The 19,329-nt window shown below is 68.5% G+C and carries 22 protein-coding genes, 1 tRNA gene and 2 pseudogenes; 10 read left to right on the plus strand and 15 right to left on the minus strand.

All coding sequences use genetic code 11. The features are described from left to right. Positions 1-41: 41 nt before the first annotated feature. Positions 42-671 carry a TetR/AcrR family transcriptional regulator gene (locus tag ACFFNX_RS00685; protein WP_378193365.1) on the minus strand — a complete coding sequence of 210 codons (630 nt, stop codon included), beginning with the start codon at positions 669-671 and terminating at the stop codon, positions 42-44. A 154-nt stretch (positions 672-825) separates the two neighbouring features. On the opposite strand from ACFFNX_RS00685, the gene ACFFNX_RS00690 reads away from it, so the two are divergent. Together ACFFNX_RS00690 and ACFFNX_RS00695 are read left to right on the plus strand one after the other, a co-directional pair. Then, on the plus strand, positions 826-1,290 hold the full coding sequence (locus ACFFNX_RS00690; RefSeq protein WP_378193368.1) for a hypothetical protein: 465 nt from the start codon (positions 826-828) through the stop codon (positions 1,288-1,290). Continuing rightward, positions 1,287-1,787 (plus strand): nitroreductase/quinone reductase family protein, encoded by a 501-nt coding sequence (locus tag ACFFNX_RS00695; protein ID WP_378193371.1) that lies wholly within the window; start codon positions 1,287-1,289, stop codon positions 1,785-1,787. The genes ACFFNX_RS00690 and ACFFNX_RS00695 overlap by 4 nt, the downstream gene beginning before the upstream one ends. Positions 1,788-2,542: 755 nt before the next feature. Here ACFFNX_RS00695 and ACFFNX_RS00700 read toward each other — a convergent pair. Next, a pseudogene (locus tag ACFFNX_RS00700) lies at positions 2,543-2,860 on the minus strand (transposase family protein); the annotation flags it as partial. 272 nt (positions 2,861-3,132) lie between these two features. Here ACFFNX_RS00700 and ACFFNX_RS00705 point away from each other — a divergent pair. From ACFFNX_RS00705 to ACFFNX_RS00715, 3 genes and pseudogenes are all read left to right on the plus strand, one after another. Next, positions 3,133-3,843, plus strand: coding sequence for a helix-turn-helix transcriptional regulator (locus ACFFNX_RS00705; RefSeq protein WP_378193375.1), 711 nt, complete (start codon positions 3,133-3,135; stop codon positions 3,841-3,843). A gap of 832 nt (positions 3,844-4,675) precedes the next feature. Beyond that, entirely contained in the window at positions 4,676-5,686 is a 1,011-nt protein-coding gene (locus ACFFNX_RS00710) for an aldo/keto reductase (protein ID WP_378193378.1), read from the plus strand. A gap of 132 nt (positions 5,687-5,818) precedes the next feature. Continuing rightward, positions 5,819-6,114: pseudogene (locus ACFFNX_RS00715) on the plus strand (IS5/IS1182 family transposase); the annotation flags it as partial. A gap of 168 nt (positions 6,115-6,282) precedes the next feature. Here ACFFNX_RS00715 and ACFFNX_RS00720 read toward each other — a convergent pair. The 5 genes from ACFFNX_RS00720 to ACFFNX_RS00740 all read right to left on the minus strand — a co-directional run bounded on the left by ACFFNX_RS00720 (position 6,283) and on the right by ACFFNX_RS00740 (position 8,240). Next, on the minus strand, positions 6,283-6,714 hold the full coding sequence (locus ACFFNX_RS00720) for a GNAT family N-acetyltransferase (protein ID WP_378193381.1): 432 nt from the start codon (positions 6,712-6,714) through the stop codon (positions 6,283-6,285). Positions 6,715-6,854: 140 nt separating this feature from the next. Further along, a complete protein-coding gene (locus ACFFNX_RS00725) occupies positions 6,855-7,178 on the minus strand; it encodes a hypothetical protein (protein WP_378193525.1) in 324 nt (107 codons plus the stop codon). Further along, positions 7,121-7,480: an ATP-binding protein gene (locus ACFFNX_RS00730; RefSeq protein WP_378193384.1), complete on the minus strand. Its 360-nt coding sequence runs from the start codon at positions 7,478-7,480 to the stop codon at positions 7,121-7,123. The genes ACFFNX_RS00725 and ACFFNX_RS00730 overlap by 58 nt, the downstream gene beginning before the upstream one ends. A gap of 75 nt (positions 7,481-7,555) precedes the next feature. Next, positions 7,556-7,957 carry a S26 family signal peptidase gene (locus tag ACFFNX_RS00735; protein ID WP_378193387.1) on the minus strand — a complete coding sequence of 134 codons (402 nt, stop codon included), beginning with the start codon at positions 7,955-7,957 and terminating at the stop codon, positions 7,556-7,558. Between the two features lie 31 nt (positions 7,958-7,988). Continuing rightward, positions 7,989-8,240 carry a helix-turn-helix domain-containing protein gene (locus ACFFNX_RS00740; protein WP_446678496.1) on the minus strand — a complete coding sequence of 84 codons (252 nt, stop codon included), beginning with the start codon at positions 8,238-8,240 and terminating at the stop codon, positions 7,989-7,991. A 454-nt stretch (positions 8,241-8,694) separates the two neighbouring features. Here ACFFNX_RS00740 and ACFFNX_RS00745 point away from each other — a divergent pair, with 454 nt between their 5' ends. From ACFFNX_RS00745 to ACFFNX_RS00755, 3 genes are all read left to right on the plus strand, one after another. Beyond that, positions 8,695-9,252, plus strand: a complete 558-nt coding sequence (locus tag ACFFNX_RS00745) for an RNA polymerase sigma factor (protein ID WP_378193389.1) — start codon at positions 8,695-8,697, stop codon at positions 9,250-9,252. Then, complete coding sequence (locus ACFFNX_RS00750; RefSeq protein ID WP_378193392.1) at positions 9,245-10,405, plus strand: hypothetical protein; 1,161 nt, start codon at positions 9,245-9,247, stop codon at positions 10,403-10,405. The genes ACFFNX_RS00745 and ACFFNX_RS00750 overlap by 8 nt, the downstream gene beginning before the upstream one ends. Positions 10,406-10,697: 292 nt before the next feature. Next, positions 10,698-11,750, plus strand: a complete 1,053-nt coding sequence (locus ACFFNX_RS00755) for a site-specific integrase (RefSeq protein WP_378193394.1) — start codon at positions 10,698-10,700, stop codon at positions 11,748-11,750. 186 nt (positions 11,751-11,936) lie between these two features. Here the strand turns inward: ACFFNX_RS00755 and ACFFNX_RS00760 are convergent, their stop codons facing one another. The 6 genes from ACFFNX_RS00760 to ACFFNX_RS00785 all read right to left on the minus strand — a co-directional run bounded on the left by ACFFNX_RS00760 (position 11,937) and on the right by ACFFNX_RS00785 (position 16,149). Further along, the gene (locus ACFFNX_RS00760; protein WP_378193397.1) at positions 11,937-12,452 is read right to left on the minus strand and encodes a recombinase family protein; all 516 of its coding nucleotides are present in this window, start codon (positions 12,450-12,452) and stop codon (positions 11,937-11,939) included. Between the two features lie 308 nt (positions 12,453-12,760). After that, on the minus strand, positions 12,761-13,414 hold the full coding sequence (locus ACFFNX_RS00765; protein ID WP_378193400.1) for an SMI1/KNR4 family protein: 654 nt from the start codon (positions 13,412-13,414) through the stop codon (positions 12,761-12,763). A 300-nt stretch (positions 13,415-13,714) separates the two neighbouring features. After that, positions 13,715-14,020, minus strand: coding sequence for a hypothetical protein (locus ACFFNX_RS00770; RefSeq protein WP_378193403.1), 306 nt, complete (start codon positions 14,018-14,020; stop codon positions 13,715-13,717). A 347-nt stretch (positions 14,021-14,367) separates the two neighbouring features. Next, positions 14,368-14,443 (minus strand) — tRNA-Lys (locus ACFFNX_RS00775). Positions 14,444-14,507: 64 nt separating this feature from the next. Then, entirely contained in the window at positions 14,508-14,897 is a 390-nt protein-coding gene (locus tag ACFFNX_RS00780) for a DUF7144 family membrane protein (protein ID WP_378193406.1), read from the minus strand. Between the two features lie 100 nt (positions 14,898-14,997). Continuing rightward, positions 14,998-16,149 (minus strand): acyl-CoA dehydrogenase family protein, encoded by a 1,152-nt coding sequence (locus tag ACFFNX_RS00785; protein ID WP_378193408.1) that lies wholly within the window; start codon positions 16,147-16,149, stop codon positions 14,998-15,000. 44 nt (positions 16,150-16,193) lie between these two features. On the opposite strand from ACFFNX_RS00785, the gene ACFFNX_RS00790 reads away from it, so the two are divergent. After that, positions 16,194-17,255 (plus strand): protein-L-isoaspartate O-methyltransferase family protein, encoded by a 1,062-nt coding sequence (locus tag ACFFNX_RS00790; protein ID WP_378193411.1) that lies wholly within the window; start codon positions 16,194-16,196, stop codon positions 17,253-17,255. Between the two features lie 70 nt (positions 17,256-17,325). Further along, complete coding sequence (locus tag ACFFNX_RS00795) at positions 17,326-17,604, plus strand: PspC domain-containing protein (protein WP_378193414.1); 279 nt, start codon at positions 17,326-17,328, stop codon at positions 17,602-17,604. Here the strand turns inward: ACFFNX_RS00795 and ACFFNX_RS00800 are convergent. Then, complete coding sequence (locus ACFFNX_RS00800) at positions 17,601-18,869, minus strand: MFS transporter (RefSeq protein WP_378193417.1); 1,269 nt, start codon at positions 18,867-18,869, stop codon at positions 17,601-17,603. The genes ACFFNX_RS00795 and ACFFNX_RS00800 overlap by 4 nt on opposite strands. Positions 18,870-18,976: 107 nt before the next feature. Further along, positions 18,977-19,324, minus strand: a complete 348-nt coding sequence (locus ACFFNX_RS00805) for a metallopeptidase family protein (RefSeq protein WP_378193420.1) — start codon at positions 19,322-19,324, stop codon at positions 18,977-18,979. Positions 19,325-19,329 lie beyond the last annotated feature (5 nt).

Below are 19,329 nucleotides of genomic sequence, written 5' to 3' on the forward strand. Positions count from 1 at the left end.
CGTGCGGGGTGGCTCCCAATGCTCTCGAGCGCGCCGTCCGGCTACCCTGCCCGCGCGTCTGTCGGGGCTTGCCGGGGGGCGGGGGCCCAGATTCTGCGTAGGGGGCGCAGGCCCTCTTCTGCGTATTCGGCGATCGGGCGGATGCCGCCGTCCTCGAACCACGATTCGAGTGCGGCGAAGTAGCCGAACGCCAGTGCGTTGGCCGCTACGCGGGCCTGGGACGGAGTCAGGCCGCTCTCGGTGGCCAGCAGGGGCGTGACCCGCTGGGCGGCGCGGTCGACTGCCGCACAGGCGGCCATGCGGACGGACGGTTCGGTGAAGAAGTAGCGCACCCTGCGCCACGGGCCTCGGCCGTGGGACCCGCCGGATCCGGCCGGGTCGTACGGGAGTGTCTCGTAGCGGCGAATCGCCTGGAGGAGGCTGTCGACGGGGTCGGTGGGGTCCAGGATGCCGGCGATCTCGTCCGCGCTCATGATGTCGAACTCGTCGGCGACGACCAGGCCCTCCTTGGTACCGAAATAGCGGTACACCGACGACGGTGAGACCTCGGCCGCGGCGGCGATCTCCTCGATGGTGACGGCGTCGAATCCGCGCTCGTCGAAGAGGTCGAGAGCCCGTTCCTGGATGGTGTGCATGGCGTTGCGCCGCCACTGTTCGCGAAGCCCTCCCATGGCGCGAGTGTAGCAAGTGACTGTCTGAATGAACTTGACTATCAGATGGATAGATCTAGAGTGACTTTCGAACTGGCAGTCACTGTCTGAACGTGGCCCTGCCGGCTGCATCGGTCCGGGCACGGGCAGACCTGGCAGGACGAGGAGATCTGGGATGGCAGCGCAAGCGACCGGAGTGCTCAAGACGCCGCGACACCGGGCGGTGCTCGCGGCGATGGGGGGCGGGCTCGCCCTGACGATCGTCGCGACGGTGTATCCACTGGTCGACCGCGCCACGACGCACGTCTTGGCCGACCACATCCGGGCGACCTACCCTGCCTACGACGCAGGGGAGGTCGACGCGGCCGTCACGGCCTACCTGGCGATCTTGTCCGTGGTGGGTGGGCTGGGAGTCCTCGGCTGGCTCGGCGCGATGTGGGCGGTCCGTGGCCGCAGAGGCTGGGCGCCCTGGGCGGCGTCCGGCCTCTGGCTGGCCGCCGCCTGCCTCGCGCTCGGCGGGCTGACCGTGAAGGACACCTCGGGCGATGTCGGCCTCGCGCCACCGCTGGCGTGGCTGCAGGTGCCCCCCTGCGTACTGGGACTGGTGGCCCTCGCGCTGCTGTGGAGGACGCGCCGATGACCGCTCCCTGGGCCGCCGGTGTCCTGCGGCGCCTCGGCGCTGCGAAGCGCGCCATGTACTGCGGAGGGCGCCCGTCCGGCCCGATGCGGCTGTGGAACCGTCTCGACGCGCTGGTGTACTCCACCGGCTGGGTGCGCCCCGCCCACACCGCCGTGCTGCGGGTACGCGGGCGGCGCTCCGGGCGGGACACCGCCGTCCCCGTCGCCGTCGCCGACGTCGGCGACGCGGACTTCCTGGTCTCGATGCTCGGACGGGACGCGAACTGGGTGCACAATGTCGAGGCGGCGGGCGGCACCGCCGTGCTGAGCCGGCGCGGTCGCGACGTCCCGGTACGGCTTGAGATCGTCCCGCCCGAAGACCGGGCGCCGATCCTGCGCCGCTACAGCGCCATCGCCCCAGGGGCGCGCCCCCATCTCCGGCTCGGCCCGGCGGCCCCGCTCGCCGAGTTCGCACGCATCTCCGAGGAGCACCCGGTGTACCGCATCCACGAACAATGAGCCCATTCCATCCTGATCCTGCTGGTCACAGGGTGGTCGCGGGGCGCGGGAACCGATCACGAAGCGGCGAAGCTCCTGATCGATGCGGAGCCGACCACAACGACCGCCCTGCCAGGAGCTTCCGGCGTTGCCCTCTCCAGCTGCGTCGGATCCATCGTCGTCGACCCGGGATCTCGTGGCCGGTCTCATCGGTGGCCATCGCCACCGGATCGGATCACGCTGGCGGGTGCTGACGCCTGGCCGACCGGCGCCGCTGGTCCCGGTGAATCCGCGGTGCGCGCGCTCGCCGTTCGCACGGCCCACCAGGACCGTGTCCTGCTCCTGCGTGATGCGCTGGCCGACTTCATCACCAACGCGACGAGGAAATCAGGACCGCGGGGCCGAAGTCAGCGAGCCACGACCCGGCACTGTCCGAGTGGACGGCCGGCCGGTACCGGGCCTGTCCGCCGGAATGACGGAGATCTGCTTCCCGGTGGCCATGTCCCCCAGGCAGGCGATCCGGGAGCGTTCGCTGGTGCCAGCGAGGACTCGTCCGCCGGGGCTGAACGCCAGGGCCTCCCACCTGGCCGGTGTGTCCGCTGAGGACGGCGGTCGGCTGTTCGGTCGGCACGCCGTGGTGGAAGAGGCGAACCCCGATAACGGTCGCCGCAGCGACCACGACGACGACAGTGCCGATCGCCACCGCTGCGCGCCTGCGCCGTGGTACGGGTGCGGCGTCTAATGGCCGGTCGGCTTCCGGGTTCGTGCCGGCCTCTTGCGGTCAGTCTCGTGCCCTTGGTCTGCTTGACCGGCACGCGCAGAACGTCGGTGGCGCCCTCATAGCCCAGGTCGGCCAGGCCGATGAGCGCGTCGCGGATTTCGGCGAGTGCGTCGGTGACGCCGTGGGCGCGGGCGCAGGTCATGTCGTGCTCGCGGCCTGGCCGCACATCAGAGACCCACAGCGGCCACCCGTCGGGGGTGGAGATGACCTGGACGTTGCCGCCGTGGTGCTTGTGCTTGCCCGACCACCACAGATCAGCGCCGTTCGGGCCGGGCACGGCCACCCGATCGGTGCCGATGAGGACCCCGTCCATCCTAAAATCGCAGGTCGACGGGCGAGCGGTACTGCGGGGGAATACGGCTGAGTGGGCCCTTGCTGTGTGGATCTGTGGGTGGCGCTGAGGTGATCGAGGGCCTGGGGCGGGTGGCCGCGATGTGTCGGGAGACGCTGGGTGACGGGCCGGGAATCAGACGTCCTCTGGCGGAGGATTCGTCCCTCGACATTGTCGAGATCACCTGTTGTGACGATCGGCGGTCGTTTCGTCCGCCGGTCTTGGTCTCCGGGCCCGAGGCCGGGGTCACGCGGATGCTGTTGGTCCGCTCCGGCGGGTTCTTGGCGCGGGTCAACGGCCGTGAGGAGTTCAGCGACCCGGTCACGGGATTTGTGCTCCGCCAGGGCGATGAGGTGGCCTTCGCCCACCCGGCCGACACCCGTGACATCAGCACGAGGCTCGATCTCGGCCAGGACGTCTACGGTGACCTCCTGCCACCGGCCCAGAATCCTGTCGTACCGGTTACCGCCGCGCTCGACCTGGCCCACCGGCGGCTGGTCTCCGCCTGCCGGGCGGGGATTGACCGCTTCGAGGTCGCCGAGCGGGTGCATCACCTGCTCACCACAGTCCCCACCCCGCACACTCTGGCACGGACCGGGCGGCGCGCCGCCACTGTCCAGGCGCACCGCAGGTTGGTCGACCACACGCGGGCGGTGCTGATCGACGGGCCGCCGACGGTGAGCCTGGAGGAACTCGGCCGCCAGGCGGGCTGCTCCCCCTTCCACCTCAGCAGGGTGTTCCACCAGGTCACCGGGCAGACCCTCAACCACTACCGCAACCAGCTACGGGTCCGCGCCGTGGCCGAGGACCTGGCCGACGGACACTCCTCACTGCGGACGCTGGCCACCACCTACGGCTTCGCCGACCAGGCCCACCTGACCCGCGTGTTCCGACAGCACACAGGACATGTACCCAGCGCGGTCCGGGCGATGCTGAGACCGGCCAGCCAGGGTGAGTGGATATGAACAAGAATCTTCTACGCCACCGCGGTACGCCTACGTGATGATCATCAACATGAAGACCGTTACATTCTCTGGCCTTCGAGCCAGATCCATGCGCTGTCGCGTGGTGAGGATCTCGGGGCCGCGCCGCTTGGCGACGAAGAGCTTTGCATGGGTGGCGACCGTCGTGGCGCTACTGGTCACCATAGGATCGGGGTCAGTTCTCCTGCCGCCGTAGCTGGCATTGGCCCAACGAAACCGCCCGTTGATGCTGGCGCGACGGCGAAGTCGTCAAGCCAATGGGTATCGGGATTCAGGGTGCCGTATACGGCGCCACTATAGCGGCAGAACCGACGTTATATGGGACCTTGTTATTGACAGGGGCCAGAGCAGCGGCGCAGGTTATATCAGCCAGGCGGATGTCGTTGGTGGGCCGCCCCCCGGCAGGTGTGATGATCTCTTCACTACCAAAAGCGGCGCCATCCTCCCGATCTGGATTCATGCCACACCGCGCATACACATAGATCCCGCCTATGTTTTCGTCGCGAGCCAAGGCCACGTCGACCTCAAGTGGGACCTGATCATCGATAAATACCTAGACAATGCTGCCGGCTATCTAGACGACGCAGACATCCACGGATATACGAACAATTATTGCGGGCAACCAGTGAGATATCCCCGGGCTGCTCAACCTCGGAACTGGATTGTTAACGCTGCTCAGGAATCCGGTCTGGGCGGCCTGGGGTGCGGTTGACCTCTCCGGAGATTGGCGCCGGAGCGATTTGTTAGCGCACAGAGCGCGTTGCGGAAGTGCTGTTTACGCTGCCACTGGCCAGGCTAAATGAGAGGGAACTGGGTGAAATACCGCACTATCGGCGCTGACCCGGCGACGCGGCGTGAGGTGAGCGTGCTCAGTCTCGGCGCGATGTTGCTCGGCACGACCATCGACGAGGAAACGTCGTTCGCGATTCTCGATCGATATGTCGAGGCGGGCGGCACGTTCATCGACACCGCGAACAACTACGCGTACTGGAACACCGGCAGCCAGGGCGGGGAAAGCGAGGCGCTGCTCGGCCGCTGGCGGCGCAGCCGCGGCGTCGGCGAGGAGATCACCATCGCCACCAAGCTCGGCGGCCGGCCGACCGCCACCACCAAGCCGACCGACTCCACCAGCAGGCTGGTCCCCTCAGACGGCGTTGAGGGGGTGAACGCCAAGGTGATCCGGGAGGCCTCGGCCGCCAGCCGCGAGCGCCTCGGCGTGGAGAGGCTGGATCTGTTGTATGCGCACATCGGGTTCCCGGACGCGCCGTGGCAGGAGATCGTTGAGGCGTTCGGCGCACTGGTCGCAGACGGCACGGTCGGCCTGCTGGGCGCCAGCAACCACTGGGCGTGGAGCCTGGAGCGGGCCAGGAACCTGGCCGCCGCCGCCGGTCTGCCCGGCTACGAGGTACTCCAGTACCACCACAGCTACCTGCGGCGGCGGGGCGACCTGCCCAGCAGGCGCTCCCCGGACGGGGAGATCGGCACAGTCTCTGGTGACCTGCTCAGCTATGTGCGGGCCGAGCCCGACCTCGCGCTGGTCGCCTACTCCCCGCTGCTAAGCGGCGCCTACGTACGCCAGGACAAGCCCCTGGACGCCGGCTTCGACCACGCGGGCACGCCCGCCCGCCTCGCGGCGCTGCACCAGGTGGCCGACGAGACGGGGGCGACCCCCAACCAGGTGGTGCTGTCCTGGCTCATCGGCGGCGAGATACCGGTCATCCCCCTGGTCGGCGCGTCCTCGGTGGCGCAACTGGAGGAGAGTCTGGCGGCCGTGGACCTGGAGCTGACCGGGGAGCAGCGCGCCAAACTGGACGCGGCACGCTGAGCCTCTCCGTAACGGTTGGCGACGGTGTGTGATCGCCAGGACGGCCTGCCCGGTGGCCCAACGCCCGGAAAGCCGCAAAGCCTCTGCTAGAAGTGATCTTGACTTAGAGATCACTTCTAGCAGAGGCCTCGCGTGTCCTCACGTGTCACATACTCCGCCACGCTGAACATGCGGCGGGAGACGGTGCTGTTCTTGTCGAGTCTGCTGCACGCCGAGCATCGGCGGCGCGGCACTCGCAAGGGGCACCGGTCGCGCTGGGCTGCTTCACCCAGGCGGTGCTGATCCTGCGGCGGTTCATCGACGGCACCCGCATCACCCGGCTCGCCACCGACCACGCCATCAGCGCGCCCACCGTCTACCGGTGCCTGCACGAAGGGATCGACGTCCTCGCCACCCGCGCCCCTGACCTGCAGCAGGTCCTCACCGCGCGGTGGGACGCATCATCGCCTACGCCCGCGTGTCGACGCGGAATCAGAATCCGCAGTGCAGCTCGACGCCTTGGGCGCGCACGGATACGACCCAGGGCTGTTCAGCGAGAAGGAGTGCGGCAAGCGTGGTGTCGGCGTACTCCTTCGAGTGCCGAGGTGATGTGCTCGTCAGGCGCGGATGACTGGGCCGGTGTGGAATCGCAGCAGTGGTAGTTGCCGGCCGGGGATGGAGCCGGATGGTGTCGTGCCGATGCGTTGTGCGCCCATGGCCAGGTAGAAGCCTTCGGCGTGTGGATCGGCCTCGATGAGTAGGGTCTGGAAGCCGGCGGTGCGTGCTTGCTCGACGACGTGCTCCCATAGGCGACGGCCGACCCCTGTCCCGATCGATTCTGGCTCGACCCACAGATTGCCGAGTTCCCCCTCGGGCGGCTCGGCGTCGAGGCCGGCGAAGCCGACCACCCGGTCGGCAAGCTCGGCCACGATCAGGCGGCGGGTGCGGACATCGTCGGCTTGGAAGGTCAGCTCCGTACGTACGGATTCGAGGAAGTCCTTGTCGCATCCCCAGCACGCCTTGGAACGCAGCGCCAGTTCGCTGAGCATGCCGACTTCGTCAGCGTGCGCGTCCCGGATCTTGATCCCTATCCTGCGTCAGTGACCGGTGCCTCGGCCATGGAGGATGCGTTTTGGAGACCGCTCCCTGCGGCCAAGTAGCAGAAGGTCTCATGGAGTCATCCGCCAACTCACTGGAGGCGTAGGCCGGCGACGGCGCAGCTGAACTGGCTGATGATGGTGCGGGCGGTGAGCCGGTCGTTGTCGGCGGGGCCGGTGGAGCAGAACGCGGCGAGGAGTTGGCGGACCTCGTCGCCGCCGCGGAGGAACTCCTCGATCGTGGTGAGCAGGTCGAGTTGATCCGCGAGGTGACTGGCGGAATCGTCGGCGGGCCGGAGCTTGTCATCCGGCGGCCGTGACGTCACCGTCGAGGGCGGAGTCCTCGACGGCAAATGGTTCAGGAGCCGGTCGAGGACGGCGGTGGCCAGGACCTCGTCTCCGAACACCTGACCCATTCAGAAAACGCTTTATTACTGGTCGGTGGAATTGAGCCTTTCTCATACCTTTTCCAGATCATCTGGAAGACCAGGTTCGCTTCGTCGCGGGCCGGCGGCTGGTAGCCGACCTCGTCCAGCACGAGAACGTGAGGGCGGACGCAGGCGCGCATCTTGAAGGCCGGGCGTACGAGCAAACACCGAGCAACCAAGCCTCGTTCGTCCGCCGGTCTTGATCCGAGCCTCTCACAGAGGTGAGCGTGTAACCGGATCAGTACGGCGTGGCCGACGATGACGGCCGTCGGCCTCATTGGATCCCGCATGCTCGCAGGGACCTCGCTTGACGTGCATGGATGGAGTTTCGGCAGGTGCAAGCTCCCGCGCGCGGATGAAAAAGGTCACCGTGTCATCCGGCGAACGACGACCCCGAGGAGTCGATCGGCCGGCACGAAACCGTACATCCGAGAATCATTACTCATCGATGAATTGTCGCCCATGACCAGAAAATGGTCGGAGGGGACCGGCGTCCCGGGCGCGGTGCCCGTCGCCTTCGCCATCTCCCTCGGCACGGGATCCCCGGGGATGGCCACGGCCCTCTTGACGACCCATCGCTGCCTGGCAAGATGACGAGACGACCGCCGAGGCCGGCTCGGACTCTGGCACGGTCCCGCCATTACCACGATCGACCCCCGAGAAACGGCCGCCAGCGGGACGCGTCGGACATGGGCCGCTACGTCATCGCGTCCTCGGCCCCGAGCAAGGGGCTGCGGCCCCTGGGTGACTTCCGTCCCGAGCCCCATCACCCGGACATGGACTGAGACGAGGCGAAGATCATCTGGGGTCCTGGGGGCTCTGCACGCCGGCGCGCAGGTACTGGTACACGGTCTCGCGGCTGATGCCGAAGTCCTTGGCCAGCGCCGTCTTCGCCTCGCCGGCGGCGGCACGGTCGATCAAGTCGCGGGCCTGGCCAGGGGCCAGGGACCTGCGCCGGCCCTTGTAGACGCCGCGTGCCTTGGCCGCTGCGATACCCTCGGCCCGCCGCTCGCGGATGAGCGCCCGCTCGAACTCGGCGAAGGCGCCCATGGCTGGGCGGCGTGTTTCATAGGTCCTCGCCTATGAAACGACGAGCCCCACGCACTCCTCCATGAGATGCACTGTGAAGATCGGCCAGTCTGTCCCGAGAACCCGAATAGCCGCAGCTCAGACGTAGGTTCGTTGGATTTTCCGCGATTGCTACCAGGACTCCTCCAGGCGGATCCCGGTCGAGCACGCCATCGCTGCCCACAAGCACCGGCGCGGACTGCGCCGCTGGACACACCGCCGCGAACACCTGCCCGAGACCTACCATGCCGTCGCCGGCCTGGTGTCCGACCGCGACACCAGGCGGTAGGCCTATGAACATCACCCCAGACAGCACGCCCCAGCCTCAATAGCGCATGAGGTCGTTACTCATATGAAAGTGATCGAGTGCTTCGGCGGAGTACCGGTGACCGCATCACCGACCACCGGAAGGTGACCCAATGACGGAGCCCCCGGCGTGAGGGCCCGATCCGAGACGACCGCCGCAGGGGCCGGAGCGCCCTCGTCACTGGAGGACTTCGGCGCCGTCTACGACTCTCACTTTCATGACATCTATCGCTATATCGCGGGAAGGCTGGGCCGAGACGTGGCGGACGACATGGCCGCCGACACCTTCGTCATCGCCCTGCGCCGTCGGGACAGCTTCGACGCGACGCGCGGCGGCATCCGGCCGTGGCTGTTCGGAATCGCCACCAAACTCGTCGCCCAGCATCGCCGTCAGGAGACGCGCCGGTACCGCGCACTGGGCCGGGCCGGCGTCGACGAGTTCGCCGAGAGCCATGAGACCCGCGTCGTCAGCTGGGTCACCGCCGAGGGATTCGGGCCGCGCCTGGCCAAGGCCATCGGCGCGCTCTCGTCGGGCGACCGCGACGTCCTGCTGCTCAACGCGCTCGCGGACCTATCCCACAAGGAGATCGCGCAGGCGCTCGGCATCCCGTACGGCACGGTCGGCTCGCGCCTGAGCCGTGCCCGCAAGAAGGTCCGTACGACGCTCGGGGAGGACGTCGATGGATGAGATGCGCATGATCCGCGGCTTTCTGGAGGAGCCGCAGCCCTCCGCCGAGGTCGTCGCCGAGGGCCGGCGTCGCCTAGCCGAGGAACCGCCGCGGCACCGGGTCCGTACGCGCCGCCGCCTGTGGGGAGGGCTCACCGAGCTCGGCGCGGCCGCGGCCGCCATCGCCCTCGCCGTCGGCCTGACCGGCGGTCCGGCGAGCCCGAAGCACGACGAGCCGGTACGGCCGCTGACCGCGCGGCAGGTGCTCCTCACCGCCGCCGACAAGGCCGAGGCCCGGCCGGTCGGGCGGTACTGGCACACTCACGTGATCTCGAGCGAGGGCTACCACGTCGGCCGCGGCGACTACATGATCTTCGGGGCGCGGCACGAGGTCGACCAGTGGATCGCCCGGAGCATGAAGGACCCTGACGTCTTCCGCAGCCGGTTCGCCGCCGCGGTCCCGCAGACGGCCGCCGACCGCGCGGCCTGGAAGAAGGCAGGGTCACCGTCGACCTGGCGGGTCCGGTCCAACGGCCAGCCGCTCACGCAGTCGGCCAAGTCCGAACCCTGGGACCTGGTCCGGACGCCCCCGGCCCAGAAGCGGGCGCAGAAGGCCGAGGAGCGGGCGCAGAGGCGGTTGGAAGCGGCCTTCGAGAAGCGATGCGGCAAGCACTGCCAGCCCCCCCCGCCGCCGCCGACGGACAAGCAGCGAGAGGCCATGGCCGGCGACCCGCAGGCTCTTGAGAAGTACCTGCTCCGGAGCGCCGGCGGCTCGGGCGCCCTGCTCGGCGCCGCCGGGCAGTTCCTGCTCGACCCGTCCTCGCCGCAGCTGCGGTCGGCCGTCTTCCGCGTGCTCGCGGGCGAGCCGGGCGTACGCAACCTGGGAACGTCGCGGGACTCACTGGGGCGTCCCGCGATCGTCCTGGCCGACCGTACGACGCAGAACGGGAACGTCTACGACAGCGAACTGCTCCTCGACCCGGCGACGTACGTGCCGCTCGGCACGCAGCTAGTCCTCGTCCAGGGCAACGGCGGCAGGCGGGTCGCGCCGTCGCCGGGGATGCCGCCCGCCCAGAGCGGTGGCCTGGAGACGAAGGGCATGAAGCCGGGCGCGATCGCCCACAGCGAGATCTACGTGACGATGGGCTGGACGAACACCGCGTACGGCGGCTGACGCCAGGCCGCGAGTTCCAGGGGTGACGCCGGGTCGGCGTCACCCCTGGAGCGATTCCGGCCATGTGCGTGAAAGAAATAACCCCAGAGTTCCCTGAGCCCTGTCCGGCCGTTGCAGCTCCAGGACCTGGGCCTTCGACGTTCCCCGCGACTTCACCCGCTTCGATGAGGCGGCGAAGGTCGAGTACGACACCCCCTGGCTGGCCTGGGGCATCCACCTGGCCCACCAGATCGGTGAGGCCCACGGCTGGCGGCGGGGCACCCGCTACGGCGTCCACCGCGGCCTGATCATCGTGCTGTCCTCCCACGCCGCCGGCGACCTCGTCCGGTACTCCGAACTGTTCCCCGCGATGCGGGCCCTGGACATCAGCGTCGAGCGTGCCGCTGAGGTCCTGGCCGCCATGAGCGTCTTCCTCGACGATCGATCCTCCTCGTTCGAGAACTGGCTGGAACGCAAACTCGACGGCCTCGCCGACGGGATCCGCCAGCCAACCGAGTCCTGGCTGCGCACCATGCGCGATGGCGGGCCACGCACCAAACCGCGGGACCCCGCGACGGTCTGGACTCACATGGGCTACGTCCGGCCGACGCTCCTGGCCTGGTCACAGCGCTACGACCACCTGCGCGAGGTTACCCGCGACGACGTCCTGGCCGCCCTGGACGAACTCACCGGTTCGCGCCGATCCAACCTGCTGGTCTCCTTGCGTTCCCTGTTCACCTTCGCCAGGAAGACCGGAAAGATCTTCCGCAACCCCACCAGCGGCATCCGCGTCGGCCAACATCCCTACGGACTCGCCCAGCGGCTCAACCAGGACGACGTCGACCGGGCAGCCGAAGCCGCCACCACCCCAGCCGCTCGGCTGGTCCTCATGCTCGCCGCGGTCCACGCAGCCCGCACCGGCGCCATCCGCACCCTGCTCCTCGACGACGTCGACCTCAGCAACCGGAGGCTCACCATCGCCGGCCGCACCCGCCCTATTGACGAGTTCAGCCACCAGATCCTGCTCGAATGGCTCGACCACCGCCGCACCCGCTGGCCCAACACCGCCAACCCCCACCTGCTCGTCAACCAGATGAGCGCCCACGGCACAGGCCCGGTCAGCACTATCTACTTTGCCAAGAAGCTCTGTGGCCGCGCCGCGACTTTGGAACGCCTCCGAGTGGACCGGCAGCTCGAAGAGGCCCTCGCTCACGGGCCCGACCCGCTCCACCTCGCTTCGGTCTTCGGCCTCGACCCCAAGACCGCGATCCGCTACGCCGAGAACGCCCGCGTCCTCCTCGCCACCTCGATTGAGGACCAGGACCCCGCCAGTCGAGACGAACCCAAGGGTCCACAACCCCCATAGAGCCTGAAGGGCCTTTGGTTCATCCTGAGGAACCTTCAGTTCGCACGAACTCTGGGATTTCTCTGGGGTTGACGAGCATCGGAACGAAAAGTCGCGCTAAGCAACCCCTCGGGCGGTGCTTGGCGTGACTTTTCGTTCGAATGCGTCTCGGCGCATTGTCTGCGCAGGTCAGTTACCCGCGAGCTGTTAGCTCTGTCCGCTGGCGCGTAGCTCGCGCAGGTCGGGGATGTGGTTGTAGAGCGTGCCCGGGGACACGCCAAGCAACATGGCGATCGAGGTGATCGAGTGCTTGGGGTTGGGCAGCATGTCGCGGGCGGCGTTCAGCAGGTCCTCGTTCACCACGGTGGGACGCCCGCCGACACGGCTGCGGGCGCGGGCGGCGGCCAGGCCTTCGCGGGTGCCGGCGACGATCAACTCGCGGATGAATTCGGCCAGTGCGGCGAAGGCGTGGAAGACCAAGCGTCCGCCGGGGGTGGTGGTGTCGAGGTTCTCATGCAGGCTGGTGAATCCGATCTCGCGCTGCCGTAGATCGGCGACCATGGTGATCAGGTCGTGTAGCGACCGGCCGTAGCGGTCCAGTGAGGGCACCACCAGCGTGTCGCCCGCGGTGAGGAAGGCGTGGCATGCCTTCAGCTCGGGCCGGTGGGCGTTCTTGCCTGACTTCTTGTCGGCGAAGATCCGCCGGCACCCGGCAGCGGTCAACGCGTCGATCTGCCGTTCGAGCTTTTCTGCCCGCCGGTGGACACCCGCGCATATCCGATGCGGATCTCGGTGGGCCGAGTCGGGAAGACGGCGAACGGATCAGCGGGAAGCTCCAGGGGGCTCGTCACACCCGCGATTCTCTCAACAAACGGTTCCGGACGGTTGTTGAACGACCGAGGTTGTTGAAGGGGTTGTTGAAGCGTTTCAGAGGCGTGTTCGCGTCTTCTCGGTGATCTTCAACAAACGATCGTTAATTGAAGGAGCATCGTCCTTCCGGCAGCTCGCCACGCTCTGTCGGCGCGCGGTTCTCATGCCCCGCGTTCGGTTGAGGGTTGGAGCAGCAGTTCTTCCCATGAGTCCTGCTCATCTGCTGGCACCACGCAGGCATAGGTCTCGGCGTCATAGCGCAGCACGCCCCGTTCGAAGAGGTCGGCGTATCGACTCAGAAAGCCGGCGAAGCCCGTACCTGCCACTGAAAACGAGCACTCGTTCTGGGTGTAGATCACCTGACCCGAGTCGCCGGCCGGGCCAGGAACCAGATCGAGGTACATGTAGGAGATACCTTCGTTTTGGGCGATCGGCAGGCGCCCAGCGGCGGTCACGGTCGGGAAGTCGCGGATGCGGTCGGACTCGCCGGTGTCCTCCTCCGGCATCTCGTCGAAGAACCTTTCGTTTTCAAAGGCCCGCTCTTCGCGCCACAGTGCCACGGTCTCCCGCAGCGTAAGCAGGTACATTCCGTACGGCAGCCACTCCGGCGGCACGGAGCCGGTCTCGACCTGACCATCGTGCACGAGCAGCGACGCCCGATACGACGCCGGGAACGAATGGCCGAGAGCGCGTTCGACCGCGTCGATCTCGGCCGGATCGGCGGGCGGGTTGAACATCTCCTGAACCGGTGGCAGCTCCGGCTCGGAGTCCACCCAGCGCTCAATACGCCTCCACGCCTTCCGAATCTGGTCCATCCGGCCCCTCGTCTCACGGTCTGTGTAAACCCCCATCCTCCTTCCTGGGAATGACAGTTCAAGGCCGTCTACAACAGATCGTCGTCGTCCTCGGGGTCCCGGTAGCAATCGCGGAGAATCCGACGAACCTATGTCTGACCTGTGTTGAGGCGCTGGCGGAGGGCTGATCACGCGCTGCTGGAGGCCGCCTCTGCGGTGATTCCTTAGACCGACGGCAGACGGGATGATCAGGCCAGTGCGCGGGCTGCCGTCCGATATCGAGGTGACCGGCCTTGTGGTCGAGGCTGTCGCGTCGGGACCTTAGCCGTCAGGCTGGTCCAGCGGTATCTGGTTGTCGCGCAGCAGTGTCGTGACGCAGCGGGTGGCGTCGCCGAGGGCCGGTGTGCCGGCGGGCGCGGCCAGGGCGCGCTCCACCAGGGCTGTCACCGCTTTCGTTTCCGGGCGAGCGGCGAGGCCCCGCATCAGCCGCAGGAACGGCGGGCCGCCTCGCCACATGTCCTCGATGGCCAGGAACTCCTCATCCTCCACGAAGTCGGGATCATCGCCCATGTACTCCGGTTGGAGGTAGTGGTCGAGGTCGTCGCGTCCGGCCAAGCGGAGGATCACACGGGTCTCATCGTTGTTTATGCCACCGTCGTAGTCCAGGGTCTCCCAGGCGTCGGTACCGGCAGGGATGCCGGCGTCCAGCCAGGCGGTAGCGGCATCGGCCAGTACGGGGGTCCAGGGTTCCCCGCCGACGACGCATGCCTCGGCGGCGGCGATTGCGATGACAACGGGCTGCCTCGATAGCGCGCGTGGGATCTGGGGCGGTTTCCACCCGCCCGCAACGACGCCACCTGTGTCCGTCAAGCCCCAGATCCGCCCCACGAGCAACCAACGAGCAACCAAAGATCCCTAACGACACTTAGATGTTCGTGATAAGGAGCGAAACCGCAGGTCAGCGCCTAGGGGAGTGGTAGGGCGCCCGGGGCTCGAACCCGGAACCTATGGATTAAAAGTCCACAGCTCTGCCAATTGAGCTAACGCCCCGCTGGCAACGAGCGTACCGGAGGGGACGGCCTCGCGTGATCCGCCCGTGGGGTGGTGGCTTCCGTCAGGGCTCGGCGTGGGGGTGTGCCGTCAGGGCGTAGACGACCAGTACGCACAGGGCGATGACGATCACCGACCACACGGGGAACGCGCGCAGGAAGGCGAGTTGTCCGATTGCCACCACCACGGCCATGGCCAGGCCCGCCGCGCGGGCCCACGTCCGGCCGGCGAAGATGCCCGCGCCGATGGCGATCTGGGTCAGGCCGAGGAGCAGCCAGATCCAGCCCCACGCGGTGAAGTCGAAGACCAGGATGTCCTGCGCGGTCACCAGGTAGTAGTCGGTCCGGAACAGCGCGACCAGGCCGTCGATCACATTGAAGACGCCGACCACGATTGCCACGATGCCGGCGAAGGACAGCCATCCGGTGGTGTTCGGGATGCGCGATGCGGTCATACTTCGACTCCCTCCGGCCTCAGGAACCCCAGCAATCCGGGATGTCCCCGCCGGACCACCCGAAACAACTCCCTATGACCGGAAAATGGGGCGCGGTTTGTCAGCGGTATGCGGAAATGCCGGTGATGGCCTCGCCCAGCACCAACGTGTGGATCTCTTCCGTCCCCTCGTACGTGAGCACCGACTCGAGGTTCGTCATGTGCCGGATCACCGGGTACTCCAGCGTGACGCCGTTCGCGCCCAGCACCGTACGGGCCGAGCGTGCGACGTCCAGCGCCGCCCGTACGTTCGCCAGCTTGCCGAACGACACCTGCTGCGGCGTGACCTCACCCACCTCCTTCAGCCGCCCGACGTGCAGTGCGACCAGGCCCGCCTGGCCCAGCGCGATCTCCATCGCGGCCAGCTTCTGCTGCGTGAGCTGGAACGCCGCGATCGGCTTGCCGAACTGCTCGCGGCTGCCCGCGTACTCCACCGCCGCCTCGTAGCACGCGCGTCCCGCGCCGATCGCGCCCCAGACGATTCCGTACCGGGCCTCCGAGAGACAGCTCAGCGGCCCCCGCAGCCCGCGCGCCTCCGGCAGCATCGCCGAGGACGGCACCCGTACGTCCGAGAGCGACAGCTCCGAGGTCACCGACGCGCGCAGCGACAGCTTCTTGTGGATGTCGCGCGCCGAGAACCCCCGTGCGCCCCGCGGCACGAGGAACCCGCGGACGCCGTCGTCGGTACGCGCCCAGACGACGGCGACGTCGGCCACCGAGCCGTTGGTGATCCACATCTTGGAGCCGTTCAGCACCCAGTCCGAGCCCTCGCGCTTGGCGCGCGTGCGCATGTTCGCCGGGTCCGAGCCGTGGTCGGGCTCGGTCAGGCCGAAGCAGCCGATCGCCTCGCCGGCGGCCATCCGCGGCAGCCACTCCCGCTTCTGCTCCTCCGAGCCGAACTTGTGGATCGCCGACATCGCCAGCGAACCCTGCACCGACACGAAGCTGCGCAGCCCGGAGTCGGCCGCCTCCAGCTCACGGCAGGCGACGCCGTACGCGACCGCGCCGGCGCCCGGGCAGCCGTACCCGGACAGGTGCATGCCGAGAAGACCGAGGGACCCCAGCTCGGGCGCGAGCTCACGCGCGGGGAAGGTGCCCGCCTCGAACCAGTCCGCCACGTGCGGCGCGATGCGTTCGGCGGTGAACCGGCGGGCCGTGTCGCGGACCAGTCGCTCCTCGTCGGTCAGCCGGTCGTCGACGCGCAGCAGATCCATCAAGACCTCCCAGGGGGTTCAACCCTCAGCGTACGTTGGGATCCATGGCCCCCCGAGACCTGGTACGCCTCCTGACCGACAAGGGCGTACTCGGAGACGGGCGGGTGGCCGAGGCGATGGCGGCCGTGCCTCGCGAGCTCTTCGTGCCCGAGGACCTGCGCACCGAGGCGTACGACGACAAGGTCCTGATCACCAAGCGGGACGGCGCCGGTGTGGCGATCAGCTCGGCCAGCCAGCCGGCCATGGTCGCGGTCATGCTGGAGCAGCTGCGGGTCGAACCCGGGCACTCGGTGCTCGAGATCGGCGCCGGCACCGGCTACAACGCGGCGCTGCTGGGCCGGCTCGCCGCCCGGGTGATCACCGTTGACATCGACGGCGACATCGCGGCGGCGGCGCGCGAACGCCTGGCCGGCGCGGCGAACGTCGAGGTCCGCACCGGCGACGGGTGGGCGGGCGCGCCGGACCGCGCGCCGTACGACCGGATCGAGCTCACCATCGGCACCTCGGACATCTCCCGGGCCTGGCGTGACCAACTCGCCGACGGCGGCCTGCTCGTGCTCCCGCTGTGGCTGCGCGTCGGCGTGCAGCTGTCGGTGGCGTTCCGTCGCGACGGCGATGTGCTGCGCAGCGAGAGTGTGCACGACTGCGGGTTCCAGCGGCTGCGCGGGCCGCACAGCGGCCCTGAGGGGTTCGTGGCGGTCGGCGGGGGAGAGTTCGTGATCCTCGACGACGCCGCGCGCGCCGCGCCGCTGTGCGGGCTTTTGAGCCAGGCGCCGCGGGAGGAGCGCGCGCCGGTGATCGACCCGGAGGTGCTCGCCCGGATCGCGCTCACCGAGCCGCGCACGCTCGCGCTCTCGGACCTCTCCGGCGGACTGCGGCCCGGCCTGTACGACGCGGGGAGCATCGTGGTGATCGACGGCGAGCGCATGCTGACGTACGGCTCGCCGTCCGCGCGTGACCGCCTGATCTACCGGCTGGGCGCGGCACGCCCGCTGGACCGTACGCGGCTGCGGGTGACGGCCGCGTTCGGGGACTCTCCGGCCCCGTCTCAGGGTTGGCGGTTCGTCCGGAGGTCATGCGTCATCGATGTGACCGAGGGGCCATAGGGGCTCTCTCAGGGACGGATCAGGGCAAGCCCCCATGGCGGACGCCGTACGGGCCGGGCACGATCGAGGCATGAACGACGACATGACGCACGAACCCACCGACACGACCGGCCCCCGGCGCCTCACCCGCACTCGCGACGGACGCATGATCACCGGCGTCTGCTCCGGCGTCGCGGCCTACTTCAACGTCGACCCCACCCTCGTACGGATCGGCGCGGCGGTGGTGACCATCCTCACCAGCGGCGCGGGCATCCTGCTGTACGCCGCCGCGGTGCTGCTCATCCCCGAGGAGGGCAAGGACGTCTCCATCGCCCAGGAGCTCATCAACAAGCAGACCAACCGCGACTAGGCGGCGGCGCTGATGGCGCGGTCATGGGTCGAGGCGATCACCTCGGTACGCACCTGTGTCCACGACATGGCCAGCATCGTCGCCACCGTCAGGCCCGCCACGCCGGCGAGGGCGACGACCGGCTCCGGCCCGAGCACCTGGGCCAGCGCGCCGCCCGACAGGATGCCGATGCCCTGGCTGGCCAGGATGCCCGACTGGGCCAAGCCGAACGCCTGCCCCCGTCCGGACGGGGGCACGGCAGCCACGAAGGCGGCGTTGGCCGCCACCTGGTAGGCGCAGCCCACGCCCGACAGCGCCCACAGCGCGACGACCGCCCACAGCGGCGGACGCAGCCCCGACCCCACCAGCGGCGCGCAGGCGAGCATCGCCATCCAGCCCATCATTCGCAGCCGGTTGTCCGGGCGGACGAACCGGCTGTAGGCGAACGCTCCGACCACCATGCCCGTCGGCGTCGCCGACATGAGCAGCCCCACGATGAACGGGCTGTCGCCGAACGTCTTGGCGTACGGCGCGGCCAGCCCCTCCGGCAGGACGTAGAAGCCGCAGAGCCACGCGAAGCACACGAGCGGCCGGAGCGTACGGTCGCCGAGCACCAGGCGGCCGCCGCGGCGTGAGATCTGCCACAGTGACTCGCGGGCCTTGGTGTCGCGTGACGGCGCCGGCCGACGTCGTACGCCGGCCACGACGATGACCGCGGACAGCACGAACGTCACCGCGTCGACCGCCAGCGCCTGACGGGTGCCGACCGCGAAGATCACCGCGCTGCCCGCGAGGAAGCCCAGCATCTGGGTCAGCTGATGGGTGATGTTGTTGATCGCCGAGCCCACGACGTACATGTCGCCGGGCAGCACCTCCGACAGCAGCGCGGCCCGCGCCGCCGTGAACGGCGTGCCCAGCAGCACGCTGCAGAAGACCAGCGTGCAAAGCGCCGCGAACGGCAGCGGCTGGAGGGCCATCAACGCGAGGACGCCGGCCCGTACGAGGTCACAGAAGATCATGACCCGGCGCCGGGGGAGCAGGTCGGCCAGGACCGACAGGACGGGCCCGCCCAGGATCGGCGGCAGGTAGGTCAGGGCGTACGCGACGGCCGTCTTCAGCGGCGAGTGGGTGTTGTTGTAGACGAGGACGGCGAGAGCGACCTGGGCGAACTGGTCGCCGATGTACGAGAGCGCCTGGGACAGCCAGAGGGAGCGGAACTCACCGACACCGAACACGTCGCCATAGGTGGCCTGCCGATCCAACGGCCGTCGATGTCGTCCACCCACGCGCGCTCCCCTGTCATCGCAATCCGTGACCGGGCGGTCCCGGGGATTATCTCACGCTGCGTCGCTGAGGTGTGACCCATTGTGTGCGAACGTGGGTATGGGAAAGATCACCAGCCGAGTTCGTGGAGCCGTTCGTCGTCGATGCCGAAATGGTGAGCGATCTCATGCACGACGGTCACCCGCACCTCCCGTACCAGGTCAGCGCGGGTCTCACAGACGGCCAGCAGTGGACGCCGGAAGATCGTTATCCGGTCGGGCAGGAAGCCGGCGTACGTGCCTCCGCGCTCGGTCAGCGGCACGCCCTCGTACAGGCCGAGTAGCGTGCCGACCTGCGGCGGAGGGTCGTCCTCGACCATGATCACAACGTTCTTCATGAGCTGGGTGAGTCCGGGCGGGACGGTGTCCAGCGCCTCACCGACCAGTTCTTCGAACTCCTCGCGACTGACGTCGATCACATTGA

This window comes from Actinoallomurus acaciae (genome assembly GCF_042429965.1).
Taxonomy (GTDB): Bacteria; Actinomycetota; Actinomycetes; order Streptosporangiales; family Streptosporangiaceae; genus Actinoallomurus; species Actinoallomurus acaciae.

Coding starts and splice junctions, on each gene's coding strand:
- ACFFNX_RS00795 (WP_378193414.1), top strand. CDS start 17,326: ATGAACGACGACATGACGCACGAACCCACCGACACGACCGGCCCCCGG.
- ACFFNX_RS00790 (WP_378193411.1), top strand. CDS start 16,194: ATGGCCCCCCGAGACCTGGTACGCCTCCTGACCGACAAGGGCGTACTC.
- ACFFNX_RS00690 (WP_378193368.1), top strand. CDS start 826: ATGGCAGCGCAAGCGACCGGAGTGCTCAAGACGCCGCGACACCGGGCG.
- ACFFNX_RS00780 (WP_378193406.1), bottom strand. CDS start 14,897: ATGACCGCATCGCGCATCCCGAACACCACCGGATGGCTGTCCTTCGCC.
- ACFFNX_RS00730 (WP_378193384.1), bottom strand. CDS start 7,480: ATGCGGGATCCAATGAGGCCGACGGCCGTCATCGTCGGCCACGCCGTA.
- ACFFNX_RS00720 (WP_378193381.1), bottom strand. CDS start 6,714: ATGCTCAGCGAACTGGCGCTGCGTTCCAAGGCGTGCTGGGGATGCGAC.
- ACFFNX_RS00750 (WP_378193392.1), top strand. CDS start 9,245: ATGGATGAGATGCGCATGATCCGCGGCTTTCTGGAGGAGCCGCAGCCC.
- ACFFNX_RS00695 (WP_378193371.1), top strand. CDS start 1,287: ATGACCGCTCCCTGGGCCGCCGGTGTCCTGCGGCGCCTCGGCGCTGCG.
- ACFFNX_RS00705 (WP_378193375.1), top strand. CDS start 3,133: ATGCTGTTGGTCCGCTCCGGCGGGTTCTTGGCGCGGGTCAACGGCCGT.
- ACFFNX_RS00685 (WP_378193365.1), bottom strand. CDS start 671: ATGGGAGGGCTTCGCGAACAGTGGCGGCGCAACGCCATGCACACCATC.
- ACFFNX_RS00740 (WP_446678496.1), bottom strand. CDS start 8,240: ATGGGCGCCTTCGCCGAGTTCGAGCGGGCGCTCATCCGCGAGCGGCGG.
- ACFFNX_RS00725 (WP_378193525.1), bottom strand. CDS start 7,178: ATGGGTCAGGTGTTCGGAGACGAGGTCCTGGCCACCGCCGTCCTCGAC.
- ACFFNX_RS00765 (WP_378193400.1), bottom strand. CDS start 13,414: ATGGACCAGATTCGGAAGGCGTGGAGGCGTATTGAGCGCTGGGTGGAC.
- ACFFNX_RS00785 (WP_378193408.1), bottom strand. CDS start 16,149: ATGGATCTGCTGCGCGTCGACGACCGGCTGACCGACGAGGAGCGACTG.
- ACFFNX_RS00735 (WP_378193387.1), bottom strand. CDS start 7,957: ATGGGGCTCGGGACGGAAGTCACCCAGGGGCCGCAGCCCCTTGCTCGG.